The following is a 638-nucleotide window of genomic DNA, read 5'->3' as shown; positions in this document are numbered from 1 at the left end:
GGCCTCATGGGCTGGATTATGTCCGGGCGATAACGAGAGTGCGAAAAAGCGAAAGTCAGGCAAGACCCGAAAAGGAAACGCTTTACTGCGGGAGACGCTTGTTGTCAGTGCACACAGTGCGGTAAAGAATAAAAGATCCTACTTCTATGCACAGTTCATGAGAATCAGCGCACATCGTGGGAAAAAGCGGGCCTATGTCGCAGTCGCTCATTCAATGCTGATCGCCATTTATCATATCCTCAAGGATGGGGTGGCTTTTCAAGATCTTGGAGCTGATTACTATAATCAGTTCAATAAGGAACGTAAGATCCATGCATATCTCAAAAAGTTAAAAGCGCTTGGCTGGGAAGCTCCTGTCGTTGCCTCATAAGATTTCCAGTTAAGTTTAAAAAGACATTAAAATTTATCAGGGAGTAGTCTGCGCTTTTTTGGCTACCTGAAAGTTAATGTTTCACAGTAAATAAAAAAATCCGGAGCACTTTTACTCCGGATTCCTGCAGGATTTATTTTTTAAAGAAAAAAAAGCCACAATACCGATGTCTGTCATCAGTACCACAGCCTTTGCCTGAGCGTGCGGGGATTCGAACCCCGGACAACTTGATTAAAAGTCAAGTGCTCTACCACCTGAGCTACACACC

1 protein-coding gene and 1 tRNA gene are annotated in these 638 nt (G+C 44.0%); one reads left to right on the top strand and one right to left on the bottom strand.

Translation table 11 applies throughout. The annotated features are described in order from the left end of the window. On the top strand, window positions 1-370 hold a 370-nt coding region (locus JMF81_RS12215), incomplete at its 5' end, for a transposase (RefSeq protein ID WP_201311735.1). A 196-nt stretch (window positions 371-566) separates the two neighbouring features. Here JMF81_RS12215 and JMF81_RS12210 read toward each other — a convergent pair. Further along, a tRNA-Lys gene (locus JMF81_RS12210) sits at window positions 567-638 on the bottom strand.

The organism is Anaerostipes butyraticus (assembly GCF_016586355.1).
Lineage (GTDB): Bacteria > Bacillota > Clostridia > Lachnospirales > Lachnospiraceae > Anaerostipes > Anaerostipes butyraticus.
Note: the sequence above shows the minus strand (reverse complement) of the source record. Positions and strands in the feature narration are given on the sequence as shown.